The organism is Vibrio coralliilyticus, from assembly GCF_024449095.1.
Taxonomy (GTDB): Bacteria; Pseudomonadota; Gammaproteobacteria; order Enterobacterales; family Vibrionaceae; genus Vibrio; species Vibrio coralliilyticus_A.
The window spans coordinates 2,126,709-2,151,309 of record NZ_CP024627.1 but is presented as its reverse complement, the minus strand read 5'-3'; the positions used below and the strand labels follow the sequence as shown (position 1 = coordinate 2,151,309).

The window sequence follows — 24,601 nt, the reverse complement described above, 5'->3', positions numbered from 1 at the left end:
TTTTGTATGTGCGGAGTCATCGTGCCCGCATTTAGATCATGATTTCTTTCCATTCACCTGGCTGCAATTCACCCAGCGTAATATCGCCCATTGAATATCGAATTAGACGTAGGGTTGGGAAGCCAATATTAGCCGTCATGCGGCGAACCTGACGGTTTCTTCCTTCAATAATGGTGATAGCCAGCCAAGTGGTCGGAATATTGGCCCTAAAGCGAACAGGCGGGGTGCGCTCCCATACACTGGGCTCTGCCATCACTTCAACTTTTGCTGGTAGAGTCATGCCATCTTTAAGCTCAACACCCTTCCTCAACTTATCGAGATCAGACTCTGACGGTGCCCCATCAACTTGCACCCAATACGTTTTCGGTGACTTAGACTTTGGTTGAGTCAATTTGGCTTGCAAGATACCATCATTAGTCAGCACCATTAGGCCTTCGCTATCTCTATCGAGTCTTCCTGCCGCATAAACCTCTTTGACTGGGATAAAGTCAGCGAGTGTTTTTCGGCCTTCGCCACCAGTAAATTGGCTCAAAGTATCGAAAGGTTTATTAAACACGATCACCTTGCGATCTTCAGGGGCTATTTTAGGCTTAGTACTCGCCGGCTTTTTACGGTTCTTTGATGAATGATGTTTGGTTTTATTGGTCGAAGCTGGGCGTTTAAAACCGGGCTTATGTGAACGTGAAGAGGGCGAGGAGGACTCACGGCGTGAGCGTGTTGACATGTTAACTACCTTGCAAAAATGTAAACGAAGTGTGGGCGAAAATTTTCAAAGCCACCCATTTTAGGCTATGATGTGCGCGCCCGAAAACAGGATTGGTGCACAAGATAATAGACTATTCCTCCGATTTTGTTTAATTATAAAAGTACAGTTCTCATGGATCTTACGCTTCAAACAAAAAACGTAAGGAAAAAACAAAAGAGACAATAAAATCGCAACAAGTGAGGGGATGACAAATCAAACTTGTTAGCGGACACACAACCCAAAGCCGTTCATCCGACGGACTTTGTAAGAACAATAGGGAAATTTCATGCCTACAGAAAAACCTACAATTATTTACACCATCACTGATGAAGCTCCTGCACTAGCAACGTATTCACTGCTACCAATCATTCAGTCTTTCACGGCTTCATCTGGTATTGATGTTGATACTCGTGATATCTCTCTAGCTGGGCGTATTATTGCAAACTTCCCAGAGCATTTGACTGAAGAACAACGCATTGGTGACGCTCTATCGGAGCTGGGTGAGCTGGCAAAGACGCCAGAGGCTAACATCATTAAATTGCCGAATATTTCTGCTTCTATCCCACAGCTTAAAGCAGCAATCAAAGAACTTCAGGACAAAGGCTACAATCTGCCTAACTACCCTGAAGAGCCAAGCACTTATGAAGAAGAAGCTATTAAAGCGACTTACGACAAAATTAAAGGCAGTGCAGTAAACCCTGTACTACGTGAAGGTAACTCAGATCGTCGTGCCCCTCAGTCAGTAAAGAATTACGCCAAGAAAAATCCACATTCAATGGGCGCATGGTCGAAAGACTCTAAGTCGCATGTATCAAGCATGTCAGATAGTGATTTCTTTGGTAGTGAAAAGTCTCACACGGTGGATGGTGCGACCGAAGTTAAAATCGAATTTGCTGCTGCTGATGGTTCTGTGAAAGAGCTGAAAGCACCATTTGCTCTGCAAGATCAGGAAATCATAGATTGCGCAGTAATGAAGAAAAAAGCGCTAGTTGATTTCTTTGAAAAAGAAATTGCTGACGCAAAAGAGAAAGACGTTCTTTTATCGCTGCACATGAAAGCAACGATGATGAAAGTGTCGGACCCAGTGATTTTTGGCCATGCTGTTAAGGTTTACTACAAAGACGTATTTGCTAAGTACGGTGACGTATTTGAACAATTGGGTGTTGATGTAAACAACGGTATTGGTGATGTTTACGCTAAGATCGCCTCTCTACCTGCAGCTCAAAAAGAAGAAATCGAAACGGCACTACAGGCTGTGTACGAAACTCAACCGCCACTAGCAATGGTTGACTCTGATCGTGGAATCACTAACCTTCATGTGCCTAGCGATATCATTGTTGATGCTTCTATGCCTGCTATGCTGCGTTCTTCAGGACAAATGTGGGGCCCAGATGGTAAGCAGAAAGACACCAAAGCGATGATCCCTGATCGTAGCTACGCAAGCATTTATCAAGCGGTGATTGATTTCTGTAAAGAACATGGAGCGTTTGATCCAACGACCATGGGTAGCGTGCCAAACGTAGGCCTAATGGCTCAAAAAGCGGAAGAATACGGTTCGCACGATAAGACTTTCATTCTTGACCAAGCGGGTACAGTTCGAGTGGTTGACACTGCTGGAGCAGTATTGCTTGAGCAAACTGTGGAAGAAGGCGATATCTTCCGTATGTGTCAGGTGAAAGACGCACCGATTCAAGACTGGGTTAAACTGGCGGTAACACGTGCTCGCGCAACGGGTGTTCCTGCAGTATTCTGGCTAGACGAAAATCGAGCACATGATGCTCAACTGATCAAGAAGGTGAAAGCTTACCTGCCTAACCACGATACATCAGGTCTAGAAATCAAGATCCTAGCACCACTCGATGCATGTAAGTTCTCTCTAGAGCGTATCAAAGAAGGTAAGGATACGATTTCTGTTACAGGTAACGTATTGCGTGACTACTTAACGGATTTATTCCCGATTCTAGAGCTTGGCACGTCAGCTAAAATGCTCTCAATCGTACCACTGATGAATGGTGGCGGTCTGTTTGAAACAGGAGCGGGTGGTTCTGCGCCTAAGCACGTTCAACAGGTTGAGAAAGAGAACCACCTACGTTGGGATTCTTTGGGCGAATTCCTAGCGCTAGCGGCGTCTCTAGAACACCTAAGCACTGTTACTGGTAATGCGAAAGCTCAAGTATTGGCAGATGCACTAGACAAGGCTACAGGTGAGTTCTTAGATAACAACAAGTCTCCTTCGCGTAAAGTAGGTGAGTTAGATAACCGCGGTAGTCATTACTACCTAGCGACCTACTGGGCGCAAGCTCTCGCATCACAAACAACAGATGCAGACTTGGCAGCAGAATTTGCTCCTATAGCCGAAGCATTGTCTTCTAACGAAGATACTATTGTCGCTGAGCTTAATGGGGCACAAGGTGTTGCTGGTGAACTGGGTGGTTACTATGCTCCTGAGTTTGAGAAAGCATCAACTCTGATGCGCCCAAGCGCAACACTAAATGCTATTATCAATCGCTAATTCGTTGATTAAAAATAAAAAAACCCGCCAATTGGCGGGTTTTTTGGTTGCGATCCACCGGTAGTTTACACCGATGAACGACATTGGCAGCGTGTTATTTAATGGCTTGAGCTTCTACGGGCACCACAGAGCTGGCGTGATACCCTTTAGGTCCTTCTTCTACTTCAAATGTGACTTGTTGACCTGCTTTCAGAGTACGATACCCGTCCATCTTAATGGTGGAGTAATGAGCAAAGACATCCCCGTCTTCACCTTCCGGACAGATAAAACCAAATCCTTTGGCATTGTTAAACCATTTTACTGTACCTGTAGCCATGCTATACATCCCTCATGCATATTGTTACTGAAGTTGTGTGATTACACGATGAATTCCGTGTGTAAACAGAAAGTGAATATCCATTCAGCCGCTGCCAAATTTTAAGTCACTATTTGACCAATGTAGCCAATGATTGAACTCAGTCAATAGGAAAAACGTATCACACTCAACATATTTGCAAACAAATCACCTTTGTGGTTTACATTTTTGCAAAGAATTTCAGGGTAATCCGGTCTGTTCTATTAATGGAGTGAATGGTTTTTGGTGTCTTTTTAATCAATTAGATAGAGAATGCAGTTTAATAGAAATCTTTTATTTGCAGCGATACAATTGCTGCATTAGTCTCTAAGTAAGGGCGTAAATTTGCTTGGCTCAAATTGTTCTTACTTATAAGAGCTAAATCGATAACTTCTGCGCAGTGAAGTGGTAAAATTACCTTAAGCAACTTTCTAAACACGATTAGTCATGAGCAAGCAATTTGAATGGGTCACTCCAGACTCTGATTTACTGGAGCTAGAAAAAACAAAAGTAAAGCCGCCGTCCATGTATAACGTTGTTTTGAATAACGATGATTACACGCCAATGGACTTTGTTATTGACATCCTAGAGCGTTTTTTCTCTATGGATATAGACAAGGCAACACAAGTGATGCTCAAAGTGCATTACGAAGGCAAAGCGATATGTGGCACATACACCGCGGAAGTCGCAGAAACCAAAGTAGCGCAAGTCACTATGTATTCTCAAGAAAATGAGCATCCTTTGCTTTGTACAATGGAGCAAGCGTAAAGCTGAATCAAGCAACATGAGTTGCTGCCAAAGGAGGTACTTATGCTGAATAAAGAGTTAGAGTCGAGTCTAAACGGCGCATTCTCTCGCGCTAGAGACAAACGACATGAGTTTATGACCGTCGAGCACCTCCTGCTAGCATTGTTGGAAAACGATGCAGCAAGGGAAGCCCTTCTTGCTTGTCAGGCAGATATTAATGCCCTTCGAAACGAGTTAGATATCTTCATAGATCAGACCACACCACTTATCCCTGAAAATGATGAAACTCGTGAAACCCAACCTACTTTGAGCTTTCAACGTGTCTTGCAGCGTGCGGTGTTCCACGTGCAATCGTCAGGGCGCAGTGAAGTCACTGGCGCTAACGTTTTAGTCGCAATCTTCAGTGAACAAGAGTCGCATGCGGCCTACCTTCTTAAAAAGAATGATATAAGTCGTCTAGATATTGTTAACTTTATTTCCCATGGTATCACTAAAGCTTCAAGCTCAAGTGATGATGCCTCTTCATCGGATTCTTTCAGTAGCAGTGATAATACCGAGGAAGCAGGCTCAGAAGAACGTTTGGAAAGCTTTGCTTCCAACTTGAACCAACTGGCTAAACAAGGTCAGATTGATCCTTTGATTGGCCGAGATAAAGAGCTAGAAAGAACCATTCAAGTATTGTGTCGCCGCCGCAAAAACAATCCACTTCTAGTGGGTGAAGCGGGTGTTGGTAAAACTGCGATTGCGGAAGGCTTAGCGTGGAGAATTGTTGAAGGACAAGTTCCTGAAATTATTAAAAACAGTGTAATTTATTCTTTGGATATCGGCTCGCTACTGGCTGGAACCAAATATCGTGGTGACTTTGAAAAACGTTTTAAAGCAATTTTGAAGCAGCTTGAAAAAGAAGATGATGCGATTCTTTTCATCGATGAAATTCATACCATTATTGGTGCTGGTGCGGCGTCTGGTGGTCAAGTTGATGCTGCTAACTTGATTAAGCCACTGTTGAGTAGCGGTAAATTACGTTGTATCGGTTCAACCACTTATCAGGAATACAGCAATATCTTCGAGAAGGAGCGTGCACTATCTCGCCGTTTCCAGAAGATCGATATTGTTGAGCCATCTCTAGATGATACCACCAAAATTTTGATGGGCCTGAAACCTAAATACGAAGCTCACCATGAGGTTCGTTACACCAACAAAGCATTACGTGCTGCCGTTGAACTTTCAGCCAAATACATCAACGAGCGTCACTTGCCAGATAAAGCCATTGACGTGATTGATGAGGCTGGTGCTCGCCATCGTCTAGCGCCTGCAAGTCGTCGCAAGAAAACCGTTGGTGTGGCCGATATTGAGGCCATGGTAGCGAAAATGGCACGTATTCCTGAAAAATCGGTGTCTTCTTCTGACAAAGAGATTTTGCAGAATCTTGATGAGAAGATGAAGATGCTAGTGTTTGGTCAAGATGATGCGATCGATGTACTAAGCGAAGCCATCAAGCTGACGCGAGCTGGCCTTGGTGCCGATAATAAACCTGTAGGTTCATTCCTATTTGCTGGTCCAACAGGGGTAGGTAAAACGGAAGTTACGGTTCAGTTGTCGAAATTGATGGGCATCGAACTGCTTCGCTTTGATATGTCCGAATATGGTGAACGCCACTCAGTGAGCCGTTTGATCGGTGCGCCTCCTGGTTATGTCGGTTACGATCAGGGTGGTTTGTTGACTGATGCAGTGATCAAGCATCCACACTCCGTGGTGCTGCTGGATGAAATTGAAAAAGCGCACCCAGATATCTTTAACCTACTGCTTCAGGTCATGGATAACGGCACACTGACAGACAACAATGGTCGTAAAGCCGATTTCCGTAATGTCATTCTGGTTATGACTACTAACGCAGGTGTTCAAGAGACCGTTAAGAAATCCATTGGTCTTATCCAGCAAGATCATAGTCATGATGCGATGTCGGAAATCAAGAAAGTCTTTACTCCTGAATTCCGCAACCGTCTGGATAACATCATTTGGTTTAATAGCCTTGATGAACATGTTATTCACCAGGTGGTCGATAAATTCATTGTTGAGCTGCAAGCGCAGTTGGATGCGCGAGGAGTGTCACTTGAGGTATCAGATGATGCTCGCCACTGGCTTGCTATAAAAGGTTACGACAAAGCGATGGGGGCTCGTCCTATGGGACGTGTTATCCAAGAACAGCTTAAGAAACCTTTGGCCAACGAATTGCTATTTGGTTCCTTGGTTGATGGCGGTACAGTAAAAGTGAACCTGAAGAAAGATGAACTCAAGTTTACTTACTTAAGCGAGAAAGAAGAAGCTATTCATTAAAGTAGCGTTATTCAAGAGAAAAGCCAGAGCATGCTCTGGCTTTTTTGTATCAGCTAAAGATGCCTTTTAAAGCAAGGTAGGAGGTTTCGATATGTGCAGGAATTTCTTGCTCAATCTGAAAGCCCTTTTTGGGATAAGCTTTGATTCTTTCAAAGTCTCCCAGCATGGCAGTTACCGTTAAATCTAAAGAAATATCCTCATTGAAGTAGTCAACAAACATCGTCTTGGGCGACGTTACACAGACGCTCTCAACGGTATTCGGCCATTGTTTTATAAATGTGGCGTATGCACGTCTTTCCATATAAGGCTTTTGCACTAAGATAAACGAGCGAAGGTCTAAATTGAGCTTATCTAAAACTTTAGCGGTATATAGTACATTTTCACCGGTATTGGTGGCCTTATCTTCGAGAATGATATCACTAGCTGGCACACCAAGATCTCTCGCGATAGCCGCAAATGTGTGTGCTTCTGATTGGTCAAATAGACCGTCTGTTAGACGCCCTTGACCACCTGAAAAGATGATTTTCTTTGCCCAGCCTTCCAGATATAGTTTCGCAGCGTACTCGGCAACGCGAACATCGTTACTGCCGAGTACAAACAAGCAGTCTGATTGTTGTAGAGGCTGGGAAAGTTGCATGTATTCCCATAGGATTTCAATGTGCTGAAACAACTTTGTTCTCATTGTCTTTCCCTAGATTAAACGAGTTCAAGCGTGTGTTGATAGTGAAAGCGATAGCCTAAGCTTATCAAGCGATCAGCCAATATCCGTTTGTCTGCACGTTGCACGATAGGGGGAAGTGATGCATCAGATTGAACACTGTCGAGGGCTGCTTGATAAAATTCTGCTTTGCTAACGGTATTTGGGGTGGTTGCATTGGCTACTACATTCTTACAGTTCAATGCTAGGAAGCTGGTGGCTCCAATGGCATCTGTTAGATGGAGCATATTAGCAGGGGCAAGGTCACTAACCTGCTTCAATTTGTTGACGAAGCGAGATGGGTGGCGATTTGGGCCAACTAATCCACTGCAGCGTACAATACCGTACTCTAGACCAGAATCAATCACATGTTGCTCTGCCTGAAGCATTACTCTTGCGTTGTCAGTAAACACATCGCTGTTAAGAGCATTCGATAAAGACGCATACTCTTCATCTAATGCTTGCACCAAATTTGGATAGACAGTGGTTGAACTGACCATGACGATTTTGGTGACGCGAGCAACTTGGCAGGCTTGAACAAGTGACAACCATTGAGCTGCGTATTGTGTGCCGTTGCCTTTACGAAACCCAGGGGGGAAACAGCCAATCACAATCTCCGCATGCGTTTTTTCTATGGTTTTAACAAGGCTGGTAGATTCGCTTTGTAAATTTATTGTCACCCCCGATAGTTGTTGTGACTCGAGTTCTCTAACTCCATTGTCTGTTGTGCGGCTTACAAACACTTTGTGGCCTATGGTTTCGAGGTAATGGGCGAGAGGTTTACCGAGCCAACCACCGCCAATAATCAATATTGTTTTCACACTAAGCCCTTGTTCGATACGTTTTTATTTAACTAACTATGTGGAAGACCTATGAAATAATCAACTGTTAGTTTTTCGAGTTTATGCTGTGTGCCTATTCGTGTTGAATGTTTACAGAATGGCGTTAATTGTGTCTATGATTAATAGTGAGTGAGTTATCCGATCCTAGTTTTAGGGGCATTCATGAAATGGTATTTGTGGTTATGGGCCGTTGTGTTTTCTTCAATGGTAACGGCTAATCAGAAGATCTATATGACGTCATTGGAGTGGCCGCCATATTCTGGTACGGATCTCCCTGAGAATGGCTACTCAGTAGCGGTGGCTAGAGAGGCATTTGCAGCTATGGGGTATGAGCTGGTTGTAGATTTTCAACCATGGGTTCGCGCTGTGGCGTTAGCCTCAAAATCCGACAAATATGTTGGGTATTTCCCAGAATATTATTTTGAAAACTCAGAGTTTATTTTCTCGGATCCTATCGGTAGTGGGCCATTAGGCTTAGTAGAAAACACTCGTTACCCAGTTCGGTGGGAGACGTTATCAGATTTGAAGCACTTTCGAATAGGTGTAGTGCAAGGGTATATCAATACAACAGAGTTCGACAATATGGTTAAAGCTGGTGAACTCCAAGTCGAGGCATCCGCTAACGATGCAAGGAACATTCACAAGGTGGCAAAAGGTCGATTGGATGTCGCGGTGATAGATCCAAATGTCTTAGAGTATCTGATTAGTATTGATGTAAGAGAAAGCTTGTTAAGGAAACGTTTACGAATGAATGCCAAGTTACTAGAAAATAAAATGCTATACATGGCATTTAAAAATCAGCCACAAGGGCAAAGCATTAACAAAATATTTAATCAAGGTTTAGAAAAAATTGATATCGAATCGATTGTCAGTCGGCTATCAAAGTCGACTGACTAAGAATCTCGTGGTTAGAGTCATACGCTCGTTTATGATAAGACTAACTAGATAAAACTCTGAGGATTTTGTCTGCATGTTCAGCGACTTCAATCCCTTCATCTGTTAGATAACCACCATCAGGCAGAGTACACAAGCCTTTATCAAAGAGCCTTTTCACGGCCGTCTGCATTTCTTCTGTTGCTTCGTGGTGAACTTTAATACCAGTTGCAGAACTGCTAATGTCAAATTGCAGTAGCAGGTTGAGTTCGGCCATCTTATCAGCGGTATATTTCATAATAAATCCTTAAAGAAAGTACTAAAACAACCATATTCCTCATATTGTTATTCAGCAATTATAGGGAGATAGAAATGTTACCTACCACTTAGTTTGGATAAAAATTCGCTTTTGTTTGATTGGATTATGACCAGTTGATGGTTTGCATTGATCAACCTCCCTAATGCTAAAACTGCATAAGGTAAGGGGTTGATATGTAAATTTGAACTAATGCTTGAGGTCAGGGGTATTTCTTTTAAGCTATCTTTCTTAATTGCTTGATAAGCATATATATTTATTTTTCCTTTTCTTGAGTTATGCGCATTTTTCTCCTTTCATGTTAGGCAGTTTTGATTGAGTAACCTGTGTTTAAATTGGGTCTCAGTTAAGTTTGGTAATTAAAGCTTGAATTTGATCACAATAAGAGTAATTATCCGCGCCCACAAATCCACATTATTTAGAATGTCTTTGCATGATGAATTTAAACCAGTTTGATTCTTTACTGCCGCCACAGATGGCGGAACGTGCCGCTGAAATTGGGGTTGGTAAGGCAACGAAAGACCCAATGAAGTCTTTCCTATTGGCGATTTCTGCCGGTATTCACATTGGTATTGCATTTGTTTTCTACACTATAGTGACCACTGGTGCAGGTGACTTACCTTGGGGCATCACGCGACTACTGGGTGGTTTGGCTTTCAGTTTAGGCTTGATTCTTGTCGTTGTCACAGGGGGAGAGCTTTTTACCAGCTCTGTGTTGACTCTTGTGGCGAGAGCTAGCGGCAAGATCACTTGGAAGATGTTAATGAAAAACTGGATCGTGGTGTACAGTGGCAATCTTATTGGCGCGCTATTATTAGTGATTTGTATGTTACTTACCAAGCAGTACATGTTTGATAGCGGGCAGGTTGGCTTAAATGCAATGGCGATTTCACAGCATAAACTGCACCATAGTTTTATCTCAGCGGTTGCGCTAGGCATTATGTGTAATGTCTTGGTGTGTATAGCGGTATGGATGACATTTAGCGGGCGCACACTCACGGATAAAATAGCCGTTATGATCTTACCCGTTGCTATGTTTGTCTCCGCAGGTTTTGAGCACTGTATCGCGAACATGTTTCAAGTACCTATGGCGGTTGGCATTAAGTTTTTTGCTCCCGATGAGTTTTGGCAGATGACAGGGGCTAATATCGCGGATTATGCCGATCTTAATCTTCTTAATTTTATTACCAATAACCTTATACCTGTGACCTTGGGTAATATCATTGGCGGCGGTGTTTTTGTCGGGGTGTGGTATTGGATGATCTACCTAAGAGATTAGTTTTGTTGGACTATATAAGATATAGGCTCGTTGAAAAACGAGCCTATTTTGATTCTTTTACTTCTCAGTGTATTTGACGCCAAGATTCTTCAATGATGTCATCCAAAGCCAGAATTTCTTCGGGCTGAGAAACAAGCCAATTTCGTGTTTCATTGTCTTCCCATTGAGAAGTCTCGGTTGGGTTAGAAGTAGCGCCAATTTGCATTATCTGTATCCTTACAAAAAGCTGACTACGGCAGTGTAAAGTTAGCATTTGACGTTTTTATGACGATAATTGGATTTGATTGGTAGGCATATGAATCTTATGTCCTTTTATTTTCTAGCTTATGGCGGTTATAGGATCAGGACTTATCCTGAAAGCGATGACATGGTTATCCACAGATTTTGTGGATAAAATCTTTCCTCCGTTTAAGGCATATCGCCTAGGCTAGGCTTTTCCTAAGCTCACTAAGATTTTCCCTTCCTTATTAATGCAATATCGGACCGTAAGCGACAGGGTCAGGCTGATTGAGATAGACAGCATGACAAAGATCGCAATCATGATCATTACTTGATATTTGATCGCGACGATAGGGCTCGCTCCTCCCAGTATTTGGCCTGTCATCATTCCAGGTAGTGTCACTAAGCCACTGGTTGTCATCGATGCTAAGGTCGGCGCAAGCGGCTTTTGGATTGACTCACTAACAAATGGCAAAGTTGCAAATTTAGGTGCTGCTCCCAACGCTATGGCAGCTTCATACTCGCTATGGCGCGTTTCCATAGCGGTGAAAATGTTCTGCAAAGCCACAATGTTACCACTGAGAGAGTTGCCTAGCAGCATACCGGCCAAGGGGATGAGGTATTGGGCATTGAATAGTGGTTGTGGCTGAATGATCAAAAAACAGATGATAAACAACAGCGGTAGTAAACCAATGAGTAAACCTGCGCTGACAGGGTATATCAACCTTCGTTTGGGTAACTTTACTTTACTGATGATGGAACTGGCACCAATGAGAGTCATGGCCATCAGCCAAATACCATTGATAGTTAAGCTGTTGAGCTCAAATAAGTATTGAAGATAAACACCGACCAGCAATAACTGGATGGTCATCCTTGCCACACTGATGAGTGTTTCTTTTTCAATATTGAGTCGATAGTGTCGGCTGATTAACAACGGAATCGCCAATGTACAGAAGAATAAGGCCAGCATTGGCCAGGAAATATTGACAGCACCGCTCATAAGCCCTCCTAAAACGCAATGTGTATTGTATCCCTAAAATCTTATGAAGAATGGATTTCAGTGAAAAACTGTTCTCCAAAGCCTCACCAGCACCATCTTTAAAGGCAAGAAATCCGCTTATTTTTACTCTCGATTTGAAACAAAGGTGTAACAAGTTTGAGGATTTTATGTGGAGTGTCGCTTGCTACAAGCCGGAATTTTTAGCCTGTTACTTCACTTGGTTGTTAATTGAGTGTTGCGTTTTAACGTTTTGTTTACTGTTAACAAACTTTCATAATTTCAAGCATGTTGACATATGAATTATTAATCGAACACATATCTGGATGAGCTCAAAAAAGTGCTGAATAACAAGCTTTGTAAGGACGGATTTAATTGAACCCTACAAATAGTATGGTCTAACATTTTTATCTAGAGATTATGAAAAAGGCAAGCTCAGCGATAAGAGCTATCCAATAACACTAAATACAAAATAGGCAAATGTATGAGTGATGTTAACAAAATTAAGAGTGGCGAAAAACGCTCGCTGGAGTGGAAATCTTTCCTCTTTATCGCGGTTGTTCTCTTCCCGGTTCTGAGTGTGGCTTTCGTAGGTGGCTACGGATTTATTGTTTGGATGCTACAGGTGTTCTTTTTTGGACCTCCTGGTGCACATGGCATGTAAAGCACTGAGCTCATTTCCACAGTTTGAAAAATTTAAGAGAGCAAACCATGAAATCATTGATTGTTAAATTGTGGCGCACTATGACGCGCCCAGCGGTTCATATCAGCCTCGGTGTGCTGACGATGGGCGGCTTTATTGCTGGTGTCATCTTCTGGGGTGGTTTCAACACAGCACTAGAAGCGACTAATACGGAAGAGTTCTGTATTAGCTGTCATACCATGCGTGACAACGTCTACGTTGAACTCCAAGAAACGGTTCACTGGAAAAACCATTCAGGTGTGCGAGCTACTTGCCCTGATTGTCACGTTCCTCATAACTGGACCGATAAAATTGCCCGTAAGATGCAAGCCTCTAAAGAAGTATTCGCCCAAGTGTTTGGTAACTACGACGAACCAGGTGTATTTGAAGAGCGCCGTATCGAACTCGCTAAACACGAATGGGATCGTTTCTCTGCGAACAAATCCTTGGAGTGCAAAAACTGCCACAACTATGAGTCAATGGACTTTGAACAAATGTCCCCAACGGCTCGCATCCAAATGAAGCAAGCGGCGGAAAAAGATCAGAGCTGTGTTGACTGCCATAAAGGTATTGCGCACAAGCTTCCAGCCGGTATGGACAGTATTGGTGGGATTGTTGGTGAGCTGGAGCAGCTGACTGCCAGCACAGATTACTCCGTGGGTAACGCCTTGGTGAGCGTTCGCCACCTACCTGTCTATTTTGATGAAACGGGGGCTGAAGAAGCAGGCCTGCTTAACCCAGCATCGACAGTTACAGTTCTAGAAGACAAGGGCGAAATGATGAAAGTTGAGATTGATGGCTGGCGAAAAGCAAAAGGCTTTGGCCGTGTCATCCAAGAAGACTTTGGTATGAACATCGCGGTGGGTTCATTGCTAAAAGAAGCGGCGACCAGCGATGAAATTGTCACTAAAGGCGAGAAGAAAGTCGATGAACTAACGGGTCTTCCCTGGGAGAAAGTGGCAGCTACAGTTTGGATGAGAAAAGAAGCAATGCTAAACGACGTGACGCCTATCTGGGAAAAAGCGAGTGAAGCCTATAAGACCAATTGTTCAGTTTGTCACACACAGCCTGATGAAGCGCACTTCGATGCGAACACTTGGCCCGGTATGTTCAACGGTATGTTGGCGTTTGTTAACTTCGACACAGATAGCGAAGCCCTAGTATTGAAGTACCTACAGAAGCACTCTTCAGATTTTGCTGAAGGTCATCACTAATAAGCGTCGGATGGAGTAATTGAAATGGCTATTACACGAAGAAGTTTTCTTAAAGGTGTAGCAACGACCAGTGCAGCATCAGTTATCGGTCCAAGTTTATTGGCATCGGCTTCTGCAAGTGCAGCAGAAACAACAGGAACATGGAAAGTATCGGGGTCTCATTGGGGCGCATTCCGTGCTCATATCTATGCGGGTAAAGTTCAAGAGATCAAGCCGCTAGAAACAGATACCAACCCAACTGATATGATCAACGGCATCAAGGGGGTGATTTACAACCCGTCTCGTGTCCGCTACCCAATGGTGCGCCTAGATTGGTTGAAAAAGCACAAGTACAGTGCCGAAACTCGCGGCGACAATCGCTTTGTTCGTGTCACTTGGGATGAAGCCTTAGATCTGTTTTACCGTGAGCTAGAACGCATTCAAAAAGATTATGGGCCTTGGGCATTACACGCAGGCCAAACCGGTTGGCGTCAAACTGGGCAGTTCCATAGCTGTACCAGTCATATGCAGCGTGCAGTGGGTATGCATGGTAACTTCATTACAAAAGTTGGTGATTACTCAACTGGCGCTGGCCAGACGATTCTGCCGTATGTATTGGGTTCGACAGAAGTTTACGCACAAGGTACATCGTGGTCTGAGATTCTGGAAAACTCAGATAACATCATCCTATGGGCTAATGATCCAGTGAAGAACCTTCAGGTTGGTTGGAACTGTGAAACTCACCAGTCATTCCCTTACTTGGAGCAATTGAAAGAGAAAGTCGCTAAAGGCAAAATCAACGTACTTTCTGTTGACCCAGTGAAGAACAAAACTCAGCGTTTCCTACAAAATGATCACTTGTACATTAACCCAATGACTGACGTTGCGTTTATGTTGGCGGTCGCTCATGTGTTGTACAACGAAAAACTTCACGATCAGAAGTTCATTGATACCTACTGCCTTGGTTTCGACGAGTTTATTAAGTACGTTCAAGGTGAGACGAAAGACAAACTTGAAAAAACACCGGAATGGGCGGCTGAGATCTGTGGCGTAAGCGCTGACAAGATCCGTGAATTTGCGCGCATGCTGGTTAATGGTCGCACACAGATCCTGATGGGATGGTGTATTCAGCGTCAGGAGCACGGTGAACAGCCTTATTGGGCGGCGGCAGTTGTGGCGGCAATGGTCGGTCAAATTGGTCTTCCGGGTGGCGGTATTTCTTATGGTCACCACTATTCTGGTATTGGCGTACCTTCAACCGGCTTCGCTGCACCGGGCGGTTTCCCACGTAACCTTGACCAAGGTATGAAGCCAAAATGGGACAACAATGACTACAACGGTTACAGCAAAACCATTCCTGTTGCCCGTTGGATTGACTGCTTACTGGAGCCGGGTAAAGAGATTCGTTACAACGGTAGCAAGGTGAAGTTACCGGGTTATAAAATGATGGTGATTTCGGGTAACAATCCATGGCACCACCACCAAGACCGCAATCGTATGAAGAAAGCGTTTAAGCAGCTTCAAACGGTTGTAACCATTGAATTTGCTTGGACGGCAACGTGTCGTTTCTCCGACATCGTTTTACCTGCTTGTACTCAGTTTGAACGTAATGATATCGATGTATACGGCTCATACTCTGGGAAAGGTCTGATTGCGATGCACCGTCTAGTGGATCCATTGTTCCAGTCTAAGACTGACTTTGAGATTTTCACTGAACTAACCCGTCGTTTCGGTCGCCACAACGAGTACACTCGTGGCATGGACGAGATGCAATGGGTTCGTTCACTTTACGATGATTGTCGTGCTGCGAATAAAGGCAAGTTTGACATGCCAGAATTTGATGAATTCTGGCAGCAGAGTGTGCTGGACTTTGGTGAGGGTAAACCTTGGGTTCGCCACGCTGATTTCCGTGAAGATCCAGAAATCAATGCTTTGGGCACACCATCGGGCTTTATCGAAATTACGTCTCGTAAGATCGGCCGTTACGGTTATGAGCATTGTCAGGAACACCCAATGTGGTTTGAAAAGACAGAACGCTCACATGGTGGACCGGGTTCAGACAAGTTCCCATTCTGGCTGCAATCGTGTCACCCGGATAAACGCCTGCACTCGCAAATGTGTGAGTCGGAAGAATTCCGTGCAACTTACGCGGTGCAAGGTCGTGAACCGGTTTACATAAACCCTCAGGATGCAAAAGAGAAAGGTATCAAAGACGGTGACTTGGTTCGCGTGTTTAACGACCGTGGTCAATTGCTGGCAGGGGCTGTGCTTATGGATAGCTATGCTCGTGGTGTTATCCGTATCGAAGAGGGCGCATGGTATGGCCCTCTGAACGAAAAAGAAGGTGCGATCTGTACTTACGGCGACCCGAATACGCTAACAATGGATATCGGTTCTTCGGAGCTTGCTCAGGCAACCTCTGCGAATACATGTATCGTTGATTTTGAGAAGTTCACAGGTAAGGTCCCCCCAGTGACGTCATTCGGTGGCCCAATCGAAGTCGCCTAAGTGTGAGTAAAGCGAGCCTGCTATATATGAATTAATATATAGCAGGCTTAGTATTGTTTTTAATATTTTTCAGTCTAAATAAAAACCACTTAATTTTATAAGTTTATATTAATTTTCCTTCGCATACATTTCGTTTATCAATTAAGTTTGACTTATATTGATATTTTTATTATTTTGAAATATTTAATGAAAAAATAATTAAACTTAATGTCATGAAATTAAAATCTCACTTAACCAATATCTATTGCTATTAATATTAATTAGTAGAGATTGTTTTGTGAAAAAGGAAATTTTGGCATTGTCAATAGTATTGACATTAATGGGTTGTCAGGAAGAGGATAATACTATCTCCCTAACGACAAATGGAAAAATTGATTTCATTATTCATCCATACCTTCAGATGCCTACTAGTAATAGTATGACGGTACGTTTTGAGGCCTTGGATGAACATACGCAAGTTTGGGCTAGGCCTAAGGAAAGCTCTGAGGAGTTTATTATTGTAGAGGCAGATTTGATCGATGAATCTATTTCTAACACTAAGACAGCCGTGCTCAATGACCTAAAACCATCAACTGTGTATGAGTATTATATCGTTGCTCTTAACTCACAGGATGAAGGAAAAATAAAATCCAAATCTCCTAAATACGCCTTTAAAACTTTACCAGAGCAAGGGAATAGCTCAGAACTTAATATTGTTGCGATAGGCGATACTCAAAATGGTGATACGATTGGTGTTTTGAGCGATGTCGTTAATAAAGGGATCATTTCTTACGCATGTGAAGGGAACGAAGCCACATGTGCAGATAATATATCAGCAATTACTATTGCGGGGGATGTCGTCTCTACAGGTAACGTTATGGAGCATTGGCGTCACGAGTTCTTTGAACAAATGAAGAATATTACTCCTTATGTCCCTTTAATTACGGTCCCAGGCAACCATGACTACTATGACGGTTCAAACTTAGGTATATACAAGCATTTCTTCGAAAAGCCGACCAATGGTGTTGAAGGGTACGAAGAGACTTGGTACTCGATTGATTTAGGGCGTTTACGCATTATAGGTTTAGACAGCTTCCCTATCTCTCATGATCATTCGAATTTTCAAAGAGACGTCATGAGAACCCAACGTCAATGGTTGAAAGACAAACTCAACACAACGCAGAATAATGAAGATATAAAGTATGTATTTTCTATGTTCCATCATCCGTGCTTGTCCGAGCTGTGGATCACAGGTGAGAGCTTAGGTTCCTGTGAGTTAGTCGCGGAAACAGAAAACTATTCAAAAGCGACGGGGCATATCTCTGGGCACTTTTTCGGTCATACTCATGCTTATTCCCGTGGGCAGTCGATGGACACCAATCACCTTTGGGTTAATGCATCAACCTCGCAAGGCTATCGAGAGCCGATTCATGACGCTCATATGCTATATGATGTACAGGATTACAATACATTTGCGATTAGCAGAAGTGAATTTGGCTTTAATATCCTGACCTTTAACGCCAATGGTAGTGAGAGTGTCAATATGAAGCGATACTCTGCAACGGTGGCAAGTAAAGTCGGTGGTTACGGCTCACTTCAAGACGGGTTTGAAATGACAGATGAAGTGACAGTGACACTAGGCAAGACAGTGCTTCCTGCTCCACAAATTGTCTCACCGCATGGAGAAGTGGACACCAAGGATATCATGCTTGAAATAAGCCATAGTGATCCTGATTCGATTTATGAAGTGCAGTGGCAGCTATCGAAAGACGCTGAGTTTGAAAGCGATGTCTATGATTTATGGGGCAACCATACACGTAAGCACAATGTGATGCCTCAGCCGAAAGAGGGGCAAGACCCAGGTGATGAAGTGGATCCAACGTGGCGTGAAGGCGATCTAGTGGATAGTCAAGAAGGAGTGGACCTTACAAAATTAGATCTGACTAATTTTATTAATAAGTTTTATATCGGTGGTGATGAAGCTTATAAATGGAGTGACCATATTTACACTCTAAAACATGAGATTATGAGCAAAACCGATTCTGATGAAGACACTTTAGTTGAAGCGGGTGATGTTCGTCGTGAAAAAGTGACTCATACCAGCGCATACGATCGATTCTTAGGTCAGGGCAACCAAGCGCCACAGTTCGACATTCAAGATGGTGATAGATGGCACTGGAAAGTACGTGTTCGCAGCGCCGATTTGAACTGGTCTGACTGGAGTGAAACTGGGACTTTTGAGGTCACCCTTCAGCCTTAACGTATTATTCAATCATACGGTGACATACTCATGAGTATGTCACCGTTACTTAGTTCACGCTGTTCATTTAACAGATAGACGTATCCAGTCAAGCTTCCACTTCGGATTATGAAGAGCAGCTATAATGAGAGATACCACCTGCTGAGAAATACTCTAACGGTCTTAGCTTGTAGTATTTCTCTTCGACCTCTTTGGATTGCTCACCATACGGATCCGCTAATATCTCTTGTAACTCATGGATAAGCGCAAAATTTCCCTGTCTAGCTTGCTCATAAGCGGGGACAATAAGCCACTCGCGCCAAGTGTATTTAGGGTTCACTTGCTTCATGTCATGAGAGATAACCTCGATACCTTTTTCAACATTGAGTAACTCACGCCATGATGTTAACCACTCACTCCACTCGTTTTCTAACGTCTCATCAGGCTCTGCGTAAAAGCTCTTGGCGATTTCAGAGACTTCTTGTGGAATTTTTGAAAGCTCACGGAAAAATATAGTGTAATCGACATGAGTCTTCATCATCAGAGTCATTAGGGAATGAAACAACTCAGCGTCAAACGTGTCGAGCCCTAATTTGTCTGCCCACATTTGAGTGATGTTGTCTTGCATCAGTGAAGAGAAATCTTGGCGAATCTCATCCAATTGATCGATGAGCTCTGGGGAAGATTTTAACAGAGGTTCTATTGCGCTACAGAAAGATTCAAAGTTTTTTTCCGCAGCTAATGGCTGGTTAAAGAAGGCAAAATGACGACCACCCCCTGTCCATGGTTGGAAGTAGGGCTCAAAGCGCTCGCAAAATCCGAAAGGACCATAGTCCAAGGTGAAGCCACCTATAGCGCAATTGTCACTATTGAAGTTACCTTGGCAATATCCCACACGTAGCCAGTGAGTGACTAGCAGACCCAGCCTGTCGCGAAATGCCAGTGCCAGTTTCAGTACTTTATCCATTAAAGGAAGCGTGGCATCGATCTGATCGTTATACTCTCGCTCGATCATATGTAAAACCATCATCTCCAGCTCTTTTAATGCATTCGGATGAGCTTGGCTTCGTGCTCTTCGTCCAAAGAGTTCAAGTTGGCCAACCCGTAAGAATGAAGGTGCAACACGTGTGGTAATCGCTACAGGGTTCGATACCATGATGTCGGGATCTTGTGAGCTGGAGCCTTCTCGGTACCAAGGGCGATCAACGGTATCAGACTGAGAGACAAATAAGCTTAAAGAGCGAGATGAGGCAACGCCGAGAGCATGCATATGCTCCTGAGCGAGAAACTCTCGGACACTGGATCGCAGCACGGCACGGCCATCTGCACCGCGGCAGTATGGAGTGGGCCCACCACCTTTTAACTGCATTTCCCAGCGTTGGTGGTTGAGCACACCTTCAAACACAGAAATCGCCCGTCCATCACCATAGCCATTGCCTGTTCGAAATGGGCACTGGTCGGTATATTCATTCCCGAAGATCGATAAAGCATAGCCTGTCGCCCAGCCGATATTGCGCATAGGAGCTGGGACACAGCTGACATCGCCAGAAAACAGGCGTTTAAACTCCTCGCTGTGGGCAAGAGTATCGTCTAATCCCAGTTGTTTAAAAAACGCTTGGCTATGACTAACGTAGACAGGGTCAGTAATGGGAGTTGGTTTTACGGGAACATAATGACCAGAAAAGACCTGCCTTGGAAAATGATCTTCGCCGTTTTCTGTTGCGTCAGGATCGGGAAGAAGCGTATCGAGTAAAGAGTAGTCCGAGGCTTGAGCAAAATGGCTTAGATTATCAATAGACGCAGGGCAGCCAGTCCTTTCTTGTTGACTCATGGTGTTTATCATCCCGAATGTAGGTGTCATCTACCACAATGATACGTTGGTTAAGACTAAAAGGCATCATTGTGCTGTAAGGGGGAATGAGCGGTAACATTTATTGTTTTTCAGGGGGAAGTGGTATACGCACTTGGATATAGGCCGGGTCAGGCTTGGAAACGCTAGTGATAACGCGATATTCAGGCCCATAGTATTAACTAATGAGCCAAATCTATAACTTAAATAGAGGGAGCGTTATCTGGTTAAAATGTCACGTAACCGATCTTGGGCGACTTCTACCAGCAAATCAGGCTGGAATTTAGAAATAAACCGGTCACAGCCTACTTTTTTCACCATTGCTTCATTGAAGCTACCACTTAGCGACGTATTGAGTGTGATGTACAGATCTTTCAATTTCGGATCACTGCGAATCTCGTGAGTCAGCTTATACCCATCCATTTCTGGCATTTCGGCATCCGTGATCATTAGCAGTAATTCACGAGGAACATCTTTACCCTCTTCACTCCACCCTTTAATTAAATGAAGAGCTTCAAGGCCGTCACGACATTCAAGAATATTCAGGCCAAGCTGAGATAAGGTTCCTTTGACTTGAGCTCGAGCGGTGGAGGAGTCGTCAACAATCAGAACATTACGACCGACCATCTGAGCGGCCAATTCTTCGTCCAATACGCCTTCAGAGATGGATACATCATAGTCGATAATTTCAGCCAACACTTTCTCTACATCAATGATCTCAACAATTTGGTGTTGGTCATTATCTTTGGTGTGAGTGATGGCGGTTAAATAATTCGCACGTCCTGCTGTTTTGGGTGGGGGCTGGATTTCCGTCCAAGCAGTGTTGACGATATTGCGCACCTGACCAACCAAGAAGCCTTGAACGGTACGGTTATACTCAGTAATGATCAGGTTCTGTTCTTGATCTTCTTGTCGAGATGGCGGGAAGCCAATCGCACTTCGTAAATCAATAACAGGAACTGAGACACCGCGTAGAGAAGCTACACCAGTAATGTTGTGATGTGATCCTGGCATTTTAGTGAGAGGTGGGACTTTGATCACCTCGCGAACTTTGAATACGTTGATCGCAAAGAGCTGACGGCTGTTAAGACTGAACAGCAACAATTCCAATCGGTTTTCACCAACAAGATTCGTTCGCTGATCAACGCTATTTAAAACTCCGGACATACGATCTCTCAACTACTTTGTAATATATCAAAAATAGCCTAAAGCCAGGCTAAACAAAAATAAACCCATACAACTTGAAGGTTATATGGGTTTACATAAAAGATAAAGCTTCTTAGCTAGGAGCTTAGCCTTCTATCACTTTCATCAATAATAATCCGTCGTAAAGTGCCTGCTTTATCAAGGCTGCACCGGGCATGGTTGCCTGCTTATAGAAACGAGATTCGACCACTTCAAGGTCCTGATGATACACAGGTAAGCTTTGTTCCTTGATGCAATTTTGAATGGCTGGGTAAAGGACAGCTTTCGCCTGGTTGATGGCTCCACCAATGAGGATTTTTTCAGGGTTAAACAAGTTAATGACAATGGCGATAGCAGAGCCTAAGTAACGGCCTAGTTTTTCAACTGCATCGACTGCAAGAGGGTCACCGTTGGCGGCGGCTTCACAAATGTCTTCAACGGTCAGTTCCTCGATTTCCGATAAAATTGACGTTTCGCCGTTGGCTAGTCGCTCTGATACCTCACTCCGGATAGCCTGAGAACTTGCGACCGTTTCCAGACAGCCACGATTACCACAATGACAAAGTTTACCATTCGGGTCGATTTGAATATGACCAAGTTCACCAATGTTACCGTGACGCCCTTGAAGCACACGGCCATCAAGGACAATACCGGCACCAAGACCATGGTGGATAGAAATCAGTACCGAGTTTTCGTTTTCCTGAGAATGACCAAACAGTTTCTCCGCCAATGCCCAAGCGCGAGTGTCATTGGCAATGAAAACAGGTAATCCCGTTGCTTTGTAAATTTCGGGGCCGAGAGAAAGGTTCTCAACATTATAATGCGGCATCTGTAAGACAATGCCTTTTTCTGAATTGACCAAGCCAGGTAAGGTGAGTGCAATACTGGTGACACGATCTAGTTGCTCAGAATAAGTCTGGAAAAACTCTTCTATTTCATGGAGTAAGCGAGCTAAGACGTCATCTTGATCAATTTCATGAATGTCGATTTTAGTGTCAATCAGAACATCACCACCCAACTCGTGCAATGCGATTGTCAAATAGCCGCGCCCAAGGCGCATCGAGAGAAACTGCCAACCCTCATTATTCACCTGTAAGCCAATAGCCGGGCGTCCACGGCTGGTCGCTTCCTGAACGGTGGTTTCATGGATAAGGTGAGCATCAATCAGCTCTCGAGTAATTTTGGTAATACTTGCAGGGGCAAGCTCACTCTCTTTTGACAAGTCAATCCGAGAAATAGGGCCTTTCTGATCAATGAGTTTATATACACGGCCAGCATTGACCTGCTTGATATGATCAATATGACCTGGTTGAGCCATGTACATAGGGTGCTCCGAATATCAACAACTGAGCAATTTTTTTACTTTGCGAAGTAATTGTGAAGAGCTTTGATAGATTGCCGTGACAAGCATCACGGATAAACATGATTCTTTGGGCGTTCAATCAAATTGCAAAACAGATATCACATTTAACTCTGCATTTTTTTGCATTAATAAATATGTCTTTCGAGCGAGATAAATTACCCCTAAATCTCTCATAAGTCAGTATTTTGCATATACTCAATTAGGGTCTCTATTTTTTCATTAATGACTTACGGATCCACGGTTTGATCAAGGAAATCATCATGACAGCTATACAAAGAAGAACAAAAATCGTCACTACGTTAGGTCCATCGACGGACAAAGAAGGGATTCTAGAAGCGATCATTCAGGCTGGCGCTAATGTTGTCAGAATGAATTTCTCACACGGTACTGCAGACGATCATATTCAGCGCGCCACCCGCGTACGTAATATCGCAGCTCAACTGGGGACTCATGTCGCTATTCTGGGCGATCTTCAAGGGCCCAAAATTCGGGTATCAACATTCAAAGACAATAAGATTCATTTGACTGTCGGTGATACCTTTATCCTCGATAGCGATCTCGCACAGGGGCAAGGTGATCAAAATGCGGTGGGGCTTGATTATAAGGAGCTACCACAAGATGTCTCAACAGGTGATATCTTACTTCTGGACGATGGTCGTGTGCAGCTACAAGTGACCAAGGTATCAGGTAATCAAGTCATTACGAAAGTCCTTATTGGCGGTTCACTTTCCAACAATAAAGGGATCAACAAGAAAGGGGGGGGCTTGTCAGCGGATGCCCTAACTGAGAAGGATAAAAATGACATCAAGATTGCTGCGCAAATTAAAGTGGATTACCTAGCCGTTTCATTTCCTCGCAATGGTGAAGATATGAAATACGCTCGCCGCTTGGCAAGAGATGCTGGGCTAGAAGCGAAACTCGTCGCGAAAGTAGAACGTGCAGAAACGGTTGAAAGCGAAGAGAACATCGACGATATCATATTGGCATCAGACGCTGTCATGGTTGCACGTGGTGACTTAGGGGTAGAAATTGGTGATCCAGAACTCATCGGTGTCCAAAAACAATTGATTCGCCGCGCGAGAAGTCTCAACCGTACCGTTATTACTGCCACTCAAATGATGGAGTCGATGATCGAAAACCCTATGCCTACTCGTGCAGAAGTCATGGATGTGGCGAATGCGGTTTTGGATGGTACTGATGCAGTAATGTTGTCTGGTGAGACGGCAGCAGGGAAATATCCACTCGAAACTGTGCGTTCAATGGCTGAAGTATGTTTGGGCGCTGAGAAAATGTCGGCAATTAACCGCTCTAGCTACCGTATGGACTCTGTATTTAAAGGGAGTGAAGAAACTATTGCGATGTCGACCATGTTTGCTGCAAACCACATGGAAGGCATCAAAGGTATTGTGACTCTGACGGAGTCAGGCCGGACGGCACTGATGATGTCTCGGCTCAGTTCAGGCTTGCCAATCTTTGCTCTATCACGCAATGAGAGTACCTTGAATCATACTGCACTGTATCGCGGGGTCACGCCTGTTTACTTTGACTCCAAAGGCGATTCTGGTTTACCCATGGCCGTATCAGCAGTCGGCTGTTTGAAAGCAAAAGGCCTGCTGCACGATGGTGATTTAGTGATCATCACTCAAGGGGATGTCATGGATGTGGTTGGTTCGACTAACTGCATGCGAATACTTTCTGTCTAAAA

20 protein-coding genes are annotated in these 24,601 nt (G+C 43.9%); 10 read left to right on the top strand and 10 right to left on the bottom strand.

Features of this window, described 5'->3' with window-relative positions:
* Positions 1-31: 31 nt before the first annotated feature.
* A complete protein-coding gene (locus CTT30_RS10020) occupies positions 32-724 on the bottom strand; it encodes a pseudouridine synthase (protein ID WP_252035037.1) in 693 nt (230 codons plus the stop codon).
* Positions 725-1,031: 307 nt separating this feature from the next.
* On the opposite strand from CTT30_RS10020, the gene CTT30_RS10015 reads away from it, so the two are divergent.
* Positions 1,032-3,257, top strand: a complete 2,226-nt coding sequence (locus tag CTT30_RS10015; protein WP_252035035.1) for an NADP-dependent isocitrate dehydrogenase — start codon at positions 1,032-1,034, stop codon at positions 3,255-3,257.
* A 94-nt stretch (positions 3,258-3,351) separates the two neighbouring features.
* Here the strand turns inward: CTT30_RS10015 and cspD are convergent, their stop codons facing one another.
* Complete coding sequence (gene cspD / locus CTT30_RS10010; protein ID WP_006962882.1) at positions 3,352-3,573, bottom strand: cold shock domain-containing protein CspD; 222 nt, start codon at positions 3,571-3,573, stop codon at positions 3,352-3,354.
* Between the two features lie 465 nt (positions 3,574-4,038).
* Between cspD and clpS the strand changes: the two genes are divergently transcribed.
* On the top strand, positions 4,039-4,359 hold the full coding sequence (clpS, locus tag CTT30_RS10005) for an ATP-dependent Clp protease adapter ClpS (protein ID WP_239838261.1): 321 nt from the start codon (positions 4,039-4,041) through the stop codon (positions 4,357-4,359).
* A 42-nt stretch (positions 4,360-4,401) separates the two neighbouring features.
* Entirely contained in the window at positions 4,402-6,675 is a 2,274-nt protein-coding gene (gene clpA / locus CTT30_RS10000) for an ATP-dependent Clp protease ATP-binding subunit ClpA (RefSeq protein WP_239865740.1), read from the top strand.
* Between the two features lie 49 nt (positions 6,676-6,724).
* On the opposite strand, the gene CTT30_RS09995 is transcribed toward clpA, so the two are convergent.
* Together CTT30_RS09995 and CTT30_RS09990 are read right to left on the bottom strand one after the other, a co-directional pair.
* A complete protein-coding gene (locus CTT30_RS09995) occupies positions 6,725-7,357 on the bottom strand; it encodes a YdcF family protein (protein ID WP_252035033.1) in 633 nt (210 codons plus the stop codon).
* A gap of 14 nt (positions 7,358-7,371) precedes the next feature.
* Positions 7,372-8,193 (bottom strand): NAD(P)H-binding protein, encoded by an 822-nt coding sequence (locus tag CTT30_RS09990; RefSeq protein WP_239876318.1) that lies wholly within the window; start codon positions 8,191-8,193, stop codon positions 7,372-7,374.
* Positions 8,194-8,376: 183 nt separating this feature from the next.
* Between CTT30_RS09990 and CTT30_RS09985 the strand changes: the two genes are divergently transcribed.
* Positions 8,377-9,111 carry a substrate-binding periplasmic protein gene (locus CTT30_RS09985; protein WP_239876317.1) on the top strand — a complete coding sequence of 245 codons (735 nt, stop codon included), beginning with the start codon at positions 8,377-8,379 and terminating at the stop codon, positions 9,109-9,111.
* 40 nt (positions 9,112-9,151) lie between these two features.
* Here the strand turns inward: CTT30_RS09985 and CTT30_RS09980 are convergent, their stop codons facing one another.
* Positions 9,152-9,385, bottom strand: coding sequence for a TIGR02647 family protein (locus tag CTT30_RS09980; protein WP_239838266.1), 234 nt, complete (start codon positions 9,383-9,385; stop codon positions 9,152-9,154).
* Positions 9,386-9,839: 454 nt separating this feature from the next.
* On the opposite strand from CTT30_RS09980, the gene focA reads away from it, so the two are divergent.
* Positions 9,840-10,682 carry a formate transporter FocA gene (focA, locus tag CTT30_RS09975; protein ID WP_239838278.1) on the top strand — a complete coding sequence of 281 codons (843 nt, stop codon included), beginning with the start codon at positions 9,840-9,842 and terminating at the stop codon, positions 10,680-10,682.
* A 64-nt stretch (positions 10,683-10,746) separates the two neighbouring features.
* On the opposite strand, the gene CTT30_RS09970 is transcribed toward focA, so the two are convergent.
* Positions 10,747-10,887 carry a hypothetical protein gene (locus CTT30_RS09970; protein WP_239838267.1) on the bottom strand — a complete coding sequence of 47 codons (141 nt, stop codon included), beginning with the start codon at positions 10,885-10,887 and terminating at the stop codon, positions 10,747-10,749.
* Positions 10,888-11,109: 222 nt separating this feature from the next.
* On the bottom strand, positions 11,110-11,901 hold the full coding sequence (locus tag CTT30_RS09965; RefSeq protein ID WP_252035031.1) for an ABC transporter permease: 792 nt from the start codon (positions 11,899-11,901) through the stop codon (positions 11,110-11,112).
* A gap of 481 nt (positions 11,902-12,382) precedes the next feature.
* Here CTT30_RS09965 and torE point away from each other — a divergent pair, with 481 nt between their 5' ends.
* The 4 genes from torE to CTT30_RS09945 all read left to right on the top strand — a co-directional run bounded on the left by torE (position 12,383) and on the right by CTT30_RS09945 (position 18,520).
* Entirely contained in the window at positions 12,383-12,562 is a 180-nt protein-coding gene (torE, locus tag CTT30_RS09960; RefSeq protein WP_239865747.1) for a trimethylamine N-oxide reductase system protein TorE, read from the top strand.
* 47 nt (positions 12,563-12,609) lie between these two features.
* Positions 12,610-13,794 carry a pentaheme c-type cytochrome TorC gene (gene torC / locus CTT30_RS09955; RefSeq protein ID WP_252035029.1) on the top strand — a complete coding sequence of 395 codons (1,185 nt, stop codon included), beginning with the start codon at positions 12,610-12,612 and terminating at the stop codon, positions 13,792-13,794.
* A 24-nt stretch (positions 13,795-13,818) separates the two neighbouring features.
* Positions 13,819-16,281 (top strand): trimethylamine-N-oxide reductase TorA, encoded by a 2,463-nt coding sequence (gene torA / locus CTT30_RS09950; RefSeq protein ID WP_252035027.1) that lies wholly within the window; start codon positions 13,819-13,821, stop codon positions 16,279-16,281.
* A 298-nt stretch (positions 16,282-16,579) separates the two neighbouring features.
* Positions 16,580-18,520: a metallophosphoesterase family protein gene (locus tag CTT30_RS09945; protein ID WP_252035025.1), complete on the top strand. Its 1,941-nt coding sequence runs from the start codon at positions 16,580-16,582 to the stop codon at positions 18,518-18,520.
* A 106-nt stretch (positions 18,521-18,626) separates the two neighbouring features.
* Here the strand turns inward: CTT30_RS09945 and CTT30_RS09940 are convergent, their stop codons facing one another.
* The 3 genes from CTT30_RS09940 to mlc all read right to left on the bottom strand — a co-directional run bounded on the left by CTT30_RS09940 (position 18,627) and on the right by mlc (position 22,857).
* Positions 18,627-20,330 (bottom strand): protein adenylyltransferase SelO family protein, encoded by a 1,704-nt coding sequence (locus tag CTT30_RS09940; protein WP_252035022.1) that lies wholly within the window; start codon positions 20,328-20,330, stop codon positions 18,627-18,629.
* Between the two features lie 237 nt (positions 20,331-20,567).
* Positions 20,568-21,515, bottom strand: a complete 948-nt coding sequence (locus CTT30_RS09935) for a chemotaxis protein CheV (protein ID WP_239837364.1) — start codon at positions 21,513-21,515, stop codon at positions 20,568-20,570.
* Between the two features lie 124 nt (positions 21,516-21,639).
* Positions 21,640-22,857 carry a sugar metabolism global transcriptional regulator Mlc gene (gene mlc, locus CTT30_RS09930; RefSeq protein ID WP_252035020.1) on the bottom strand — a complete coding sequence of 406 codons (1,218 nt, stop codon included), beginning with the start codon at positions 22,855-22,857 and terminating at the stop codon, positions 21,640-21,642.
* 299 nt (positions 22,858-23,156) lie between these two features.
* Here mlc and pyk point away from each other — a divergent pair, with 299 nt between their 5' ends.
* Entirely contained in the window at positions 23,157-24,599 is a 1,443-nt protein-coding gene (gene pyk, locus CTT30_RS09925; protein ID WP_239837362.1) for a pyruvate kinase, read from the top strand.
* The last annotated feature ends 2 nt before the right edge of the window (positions 24,600-24,601 follow it).